Source organism: Pseudomonas auratipiscis (genome assembly GCF_036324085.1).
In the GTDB taxonomy this organism is placed as follows: Bacteria; Pseudomonadota; Gammaproteobacteria; order Pseudomonadales; family Pseudomonadaceae; genus Aquipseudomonas; species Aquipseudomonas auratipiscis.
Genome location: NZ_JAZDCU010000025.1, coordinates 58167 through 64607, shown reverse-complemented (window position 1 = coordinate 64607; position 6441 = coordinate 58167). Strand labels below are relative to the sequence as shown.

Sequence of the window (6441 nt, the reverse complement as noted above, 5' to 3'; positions counted from 1 at the left end):
AACCCAGCCAAGGTGCTCCCCCACTGATCGACAAGCTGACGCAGGCGGTCTGCCGATTCCTTGACGTAACCCTGCATAGGCGCCAGGCCATACGAGCCACCGACCACCGTTGCACCCTGATAGGCAGGGAGGATGCTGAGCACCGTAGCGCTCGCAATGTTGGTCACTTCGTACCAGCGGCCGTCAGGTCCTTGAAACGCATCGCCCACCCGGGCGTTGGCTGAAAAGGCAGTGCCGGTACCGGTCACTGTGGTTTGGCCGGTCGTGATCGCGACCGTGCCTGTTCTGTACCAGGGCATAGTTTCTCCAGACAGTAAAAAGCCCGCGCTCGGCGGGCTGACTTATAGGTGTCATCAGTTATATGGAAACGGCAAACCAGTGGTTCGGATAACCAGGGCGATGGGTATCCGATCAGTTGGAATGGCCGTGTAGGACGCTGGCGATGACGCCGACATCGAAGGGTACGAAACTGGGCTGCCGCCAGAATTGGCGAACATGAACGAGATCCCGCCCGTTCGACCGTAAGCCCCTTCGTTGACGCCGCACTGAGACAGCATCGAGCCGCTGATGGTCAGCGTATTCCAGAGCGTTGCGCTACGAGAAAACGGCAAGAATGCCGCGTACTCAATTCCGGCACTCAAAGCGATATCGACGACACAATGCATTTGCGCATCTTGCGTAGCAGTCTGATATCGGATGAGCTCATTGCGCCCTCCCGCATATGCCAACAGCTTGCGACCAAACTGGTCATTTGCTGCCGGCGGTGACGGTGCCTGCACTGAGTCGACGACATTGAGGGGCGGTTGCAGCGAATTGAATGTTATCTCGCCATCTTCGTTCCAGGTCTTCAAGTAAGGCCTGCCCGCGATATTGTCGGCCATCAGGTCGAAGCAGTAGAACTTCGTCGCTGCGCTTCCGCCCGCATACATAAACGTCATGCTGCTGCCAGAGACAGCCGTACCATTGAGGCAGCCCTTGCCAACGATGAACACGATCGGCGATATCGCGTTTGTAATTGTGAACCCGAACATCGTGTCACCGGTACGGTTCGAGTCCATCCAATTCGAGCCGTTGTTGGGATCAAGTTGCGCCGACCTCAAATACTTCCTTGGCCAGGTTTCGATCGCCACCATGTTTCCGCTCTTGACCAAGCCGTAGCAGATTTTGCTCGTATCAAATAACAGCTCCCCGGTGTCCTTTCTCACTATCAGCCGAGCACTCATCAGTAATACCCGTAGTAAATGCGGCAATTGGCTGAGAAGTAACCCCAGCCCGAAGTTGAGTAGGAGTACGACCAGGACAGGGTGTTGCCGGAGATCGTCACGCCTGGCTTCTTGCCCTTCTCGCGCTGCAGGTTCACTAAGGGCACGACGATGTAGTACATCACCTTGCCGGTAGGTGGCGCCGGCATAGTGATCGATCCTGCCGATCCGCCGGTCACCACACTGCCAACCATCTGGCTCAGCTTGCTGGTCATATCGACCAGCACATTCTCCGATGAGTCCTTGATTACAAGTCCGGTCATATCAAAGGCTCAAATCGATACCCAGCACACCATTGGCGTGATACGCACGAACGCTGGAGTTGTTGATGGTGAGACGGCTCTGCCCAGCCCCGGTACCGTTCAGCTCGAACGGGCCACTTTTGTAAATGGCCCATCCCTGAACACCAGCGACATAGTCGGTCGACGCAATGAAGCTGCCGATCTTGGCGTTGGTGATCGTGCCGTCCATGATGAAAGCCGAGTTCATGAACACTTGCCCGCCAGTAACAGCGAACGGAGAGGCCAACGTTCCATTGATGCCGTTCACTACCGCGAACGTATCAGCACTGACCAAAAACTTACTCTGCAGCCCTCCCGGGCCGTTCTCAATACCCATCCCAACGCTTGCAGCGACATACTGATTTTGGGCGTTAACCTGCATCTTCACCGCCCACATCGTGCTGGCCTTGCCGTCCAGAGCCGCCAGGGCTTGACTGGTGGTTTGCACGGATGCGTTGGTCTTCAGTACCTCGCCGTTGGTCTTGTCCAGCGCGGTATTGAATGAAGCTTCGAGCGTTTCCGATTTGCGTGCCTGGGCATCGATGGCGGTTGCCCGCACCTTCGACTCTTCGGCGATCTTGGCTGTGCTCTCCCAAGCCTTCAGCGCCCCCGCCAGCTCACCCTCACCATTATCGTCACGACCATTGGAATAGACTGCCTCGATGTTTGTGCGCATCGACGCCAGCGCCTCATCCGTTGTGGCCTGTGCCTGCTCGACTTCCTGGATCTTGGCGGTGTTGCCATCCACTTCGGCAGTGACGGTTTCCACCAGCAAGCCCAGAGCCTCGTCAGCACTGGTCCTAGCAGTGGCCTCATTGTCGATTGCCGCTTCGCGAGCACCCCGCTCACCGCTAACAGCATCCTCCCGGTCGGACTTCTCCTGATTGATTGCTTCGTTGGCGGTATCCACCCGAGAGTTGACCTGAGTCAGCCGGGAAGCCGTCGAGGACTCGTTGTCGGTAACGGTTTTATCAAGCTGCGAAATACTTGAGGAGTTGTTGGCAACCTTCGTATTCACATCAGTGAAACGGCTTGCCGTGGCGCTCTCGTTGGTCGCAACTGTCTTCTCAAGGATGCCAATATTGGCCTTGTTGTCGTCCACCTGAGCAGTGATATCGGTAACACGGATAGCCATCGCCTCATTCTGGGTCGCCCGGGTGCGGCTTTCCTCTGCCACCTTGGCCGTGGTATCCCAACCACGCAGGGCGTCAGCAAGGTCGCCCTCCCCGTTATCATCGCGAAAAGAGGACTGCACCGCCTGGAGCATCGCGGCATTGACGGTGACCTTCCCATCTATGGTCGAGATGTCAGTGGTGTTCTTGGCCACAGCCTGCGCCAGCCCATTAGCTGTCTCGGCGATGCTGCCGATGTCCACCCAGTAAGTAGCGTTCGGTGGCGCATTGCTGCCATCGGCAGCCGCCGGCACGGGCGCGATGGCCATGTACAGGCGTTGCCCGCGACGAACAGAATCGTTCTTCAGATAGGCGTTGGTCGGCACATATTCCAGCGGGTCAGTGATCTCGCCTATCAGGTCCTCCAGCTCCTGCTTGGCCGCTTCGATCCGCTCATTTACCGAGCCAGGGAAGTCGCCCGAGATTTTCTCAATTTCCTTCAACAACTCCTGGCCAAGCTCGCTCTCGGTGATCTGTCCACTGATCAAGTCGAGTATCGGGCTCGCATCAGAACTGGACTGGCCCAGCACGCCATTAACAGCCGGATAGAACGGACCGATGTTGCCGGTACGATCCACAAGGCGCGCCCAGAAGAAGAACGACACGCCAGCAGCCAGGCCCTGCAGCTTGTAGTCGCTCTGCGGGTATGCCAGGTCAGAAAGCTTGGTTGCCCCTTCCAGGTTGTTGGTCGAGCTGTACCAGATCTCGGTCCGCTGAGTATCCTCGGCGCCAGACGGCAATCCCCACTTCAGGTCGATGGCGAAAAGCTCACTGGAGGTTGTCAGATGAGTGACAGCCGGCGGCACTCCCTCCTTACCCTTGAGCTCAGTTAAGTTGGAGCTCTTCCAAATCGAAGAGATATCGAAGGCACTCACCGCGCGCACCCGGGCCAAGTAGGCGCCGGCGTAGATCCCAGTCACATCGACCGAGGTCGAGCCGGTACGCTGCAGCTTGATCCAGTTACCGTTGTCTTTGCGCCATTCAACGTCATAGGCGACCGCGCCCTCTACAGCGGGCCACTCGATCGTCATAGTGCTGACCGCGATGCCTTGGTCAACTGCATATCCGGAGGTCAGAGTGACGCTTGCCGGAGGCGGCACGGTGGTGATCGGGATCACGCTGATCGGGCGCTCATCCAGCTTGGCGCCGGTGTCGATCGCCGCGAACTTGCTCGGGTTGAATTCGAGAGCAGTAATCTCGTATTGACCTTCTTGGGTGCGCGAGGTCTTCAGCACCCGGAACAGCTGAATGGCCAGGTCTTCGTAGTCAATTGCCCACTGCAGCTGCGGCTCGGGCTGGATGCTGTACGCCGTGGTTACAGTTACCGCCCGCCCCGAAACAGACTGCACGGTACGCGCCTGCGCAGTGCCGTTCGGCAAGTTCAGGATCAGGCGATCACCTGCCTTGACCGGTGCATCACGGTCAAGAGTCACCACGCGGCCAGCCGCAATCGAGATCCGACCTCCATTCGGCCGACCTGCCACTAGCTCATCAGCCACGGGGATTACGTAACCGGGCAGTGGGATACGACCTTCCATGCCGGTCTTAAAGGTGACGGTGCGGTCTTGGCTGTTGCTCAGCAGCGCCCACTTACCACGTCGCTGGGCCTCGGATGCTCGGGTACACCCGATGGCCGAGATCTCGATAGGGCGATCTCGGTACCGGCGCTGCAGCGCTAGGTCTGTAACCGGTATCACATCCGTGTCGTAGTTATTGGCCGGGTTGTCGTAGCTGACTAGCGCCCGGCTGTAGTGCGTATTCCGCTCAGCACCACCATAGACGAAGTCGCCGTCGATGACGTTCGACCTGGTGAAGACGTAGTCTATGTCTTGGGCACGCGGCATGTCCGCCTGCATGAACAACGAACCGTGAGCCCAGTACACCATGCCCCGGTAGATGGCCGACAGGTCGCGCAGCAGCGTCCAGGCCTCAGCCCTACCCTGCAGGTTCATGTCGCAGAGAAAGCGCGGCTCCACTCCACCAACGCCGTTCGGCACCATTTGGTCGCAGTACTGGGCGATGCGGTACATCTCCCATTTGTCGACCATCCACGGCTTGATGCGCTTGCCCAGACCGAAACGGCCTTCAACGCACAGGCCATAGGTCACGAACGCCGGGTTGTTGGTCCAGGCTTGCTTGAACGTGCCGTCCCACACCGCAGCGTAGGTACGGGTCACCGGATCGTAATTGCTCGGTACCGGCCAGCGCTTGGCTTTGCACTTCACAGTCACGGACGGGATATTCTGGAACTGCTGGGCGTCAAACTCGATGTACAGCAGGGCGGTGTTCGGGTAGCTCAGCTTCTCGTCAATGATCTCGGTATAGCCGGCGATCGTCATCGTGTCAGCTACGGTGCCGCTGTTCTGGTTCGGCGTGATCCGGCGGACGCGGAACATCCAGCCCGAGGTTGCCGCCGGCAGGTCCACGCTGACAGAGCGCTGGTAGCCGTTGGTGGTCTTGCCGTTCACGGCGCCGCGGTTGACCTCAACGTAGGCACCGCCATCGGCCGCGACGTCGATGGCGTACTCAATGCGGTAGCCGTTGGTGTTGCCGCTACTGTCCTGACTGGCCAGCCGTGACCAACTGAAACGAAGGCGCAGTCGCGACAGCTTGGTGTTGCTCAGAGCACGGGTGAACGGAGCATCGCTACGCAACTCGACGTTGACCGAGGTGTCGTTCTCGATCGCCGGGATACCCTTGATGTATTCCTGCCCGACAGTGCCGCGGCGCCACTCCCATTTCACGCCTGGGAAGTTCACGTTGCCGCTGGCGTCCATGATCGGCGTGTTGTCGAGATAGATATCGCGGTCGGTCGGCGTACCGTCGAACTCGCCCTCACCAACGGCCAGAAGAATACTGGCGATGTTGGTCGACTGTAGAGTGTCCGGTGTCTCAACTGGTGCCTTCGGCTTGCTGCTGCCGCCTTTTGCACCAGCAATATCGAGATGCTGTGCTGCGCCCATGCTTTCCTCCGGGCATAAAAAAACCGCCTGAAGGCGGCTGGTTCGCTGGTGCGTTGCTACTTCTTGTCTTCGGCCCGAATCGACGCGGAGATCACCGCCCCACCCCATCGGCGCTCACCGATACAGATCGGTACCGGGTTGCCGCTGGCGGTCGTGTTCTTGGCGGAGCCGAATGCATACGACGGCAAGTTTTCAGGGGCGCCGCTCTGGGATAGCCCCTGGGCCTGGGGGCTGAGCATTTGGACGACTCCGCCTAGCGTCATGGACAAACCTGCATAAAACGCCGACGGTCCCAACCATATGGCAGATACCATCAAAGCAATGCCAATGACGGTTTGGAGAATCCCCCCGCGCTTGCTGCCATGAACAACCGGCACGATACGAACTTCCTGCGTGCCTCGAAGGTTCATTTCGTCCAGGCCAATGTTCTTTCGATTACGGAAGATGGCGAAGCGCAATCCCAGCCCATCGAGTCGCCGAATTTCCTCTTCGAATCCTTGCAGCGTGGCCTTGAGAGCTTTGAAGGCTTCCCAGGTCTCGCCGCTGTCAAGCTGACGACGATGCGCTCGCCCGAACTTTCGAGCCAAAGATCCGGATAGCTTGATGATAGTCATCGGTTGATAAGTGGCCGCTGTGGCTGCCATGGTTCCTCCAGGCACAAAAAACCGCCCGAAGGCGGTTTGTGATGAGCAATTAAAGACATGACCTCACGGCGCGTTCCACTGCCGAGCGACCCGGCATCGCTGACCAAGGCATGCGCTGC

General features: G+C 58.6%; 4 protein-coding genes and 1 pseudogene. All 5 read right to left on the bottom strand.

From position 1 onward, the window contains the following. A pseudogene (locus V0R60_RS24725) lies at positions 1-299 on the bottom strand (phage tail protein); the annotation flags it as partial. Between the two features lie 54 nt (positions 300-353). Further along, positions 354-1223: a hypothetical protein gene (locus V0R60_RS24720; protein ID WP_330079558.1), complete on the bottom strand. Its 870-nt coding sequence runs from the start codon at positions 1221-1223 to the stop codon at positions 354-356. After that, entirely contained in the window at positions 1223-1525 is a 303-nt protein-coding gene (locus V0R60_RS24715) for a hypothetical protein (RefSeq protein ID WP_330079557.1), read from the bottom strand. The genes V0R60_RS24720 and V0R60_RS24715 overlap by 1 nt, the downstream gene beginning before the upstream one ends. Position 1526: 1 nt before the next feature. Then, positions 1527-5678, bottom strand: coding sequence for a phage tail protein (locus V0R60_RS24710; protein ID WP_330079556.1), 4152 nt, complete (start codon positions 5676-5678; stop codon positions 1527-1529). A gap of 56 nt (positions 5679-5734) precedes the next feature. Next, positions 5735-6322 (bottom strand): tail assembly protein, encoded by a 588-nt coding sequence (locus V0R60_RS24705; RefSeq protein ID WP_330079555.1) that lies wholly within the window; start codon positions 6320-6322, stop codon positions 5735-5737. Positions 6323-6441 lie beyond the last annotated feature (119 nt).

Bases quoted from the DNA above. Each gene is read 5' to 3' on its own strand.
- V0R60_RS24705 (WP_330079555.1), bottom strand. From the start codon at position 6,322: ATGGCAGCCACAGCGGCCACTTATCAACCGATGACTATCATCAAGCTA.
- V0R60_RS24720 (WP_330079558.1), bottom strand. From the start codon at position 1,223: ATGAGTGCTCGGCTGATAGTGAGAAAGGACACCGGGGAGCTGTTATTT.
- V0R60_RS24715 (WP_330079557.1), bottom strand. From the start codon at position 1,525: ATGACCGGACTTGTAATCAAGGACTCATCGGAGAATGTGCTGGTCGAT.
- V0R60_RS24710 (WP_330079556.1), bottom strand. From the start codon at position 5,678: ATGGGCGCAGCACAGCATCTCGATATTGCTGGTGCAAAAGGCGGCAGC.